The sequence below is a fragment of the Mesorhizobium sp. M1A.T.Ca.IN.004.03.1.1 genome, from assembly GCF_003997555.1.
Taxonomy (GTDB): Bacteria; Pseudomonadota; Alphaproteobacteria; order Rhizobiales; family Rhizobiaceae; genus Mesorhizobium.
In genome coordinates this window covers 1-251 of sequence record NZ_RZTV01000739.1, presented here as the reverse complement: position 1 = coordinate 251, position 251 = coordinate 1, and the positions used below count along the sequence as shown (strand labels likewise).

Below are 251 nucleotides of genomic sequence, written 5' to 3'. Positions count from 1 at the left end.
AGTCCATCGCTCAGCAGCGGGACTTTGTGCTTTCGGTCGCTCAGAAGTTCATTCCGCAACCACCCTCAAGGGAGATGCTGCAGTCCGACCCCTTGTCGTACATGCAGGCCAAGGCGGATTACGAAGAGCGCATGGCGGTATTCAACCAGCTTGCCTACCAGCAGGCGCCGGGATTCCTCCTGACGAAGCTGGTTGGTGGCCTCTGCCTGCTGTTCCGTCTGCCGGCCCTTCTCGGCCTGCTGCTGGTAGGC

General features: G+C 61.0%; 1 protein-coding gene. It reads left to right on the top strand.

What is annotated here, in order from left to right; all coding sequences use genetic code 11:
- Nucleotides 1-251: hypothetical protein (locus tag EOD29_RS36385; protein WP_164764040.1), on the top strand; the 251-nt coding region annotated here is incomplete at both ends.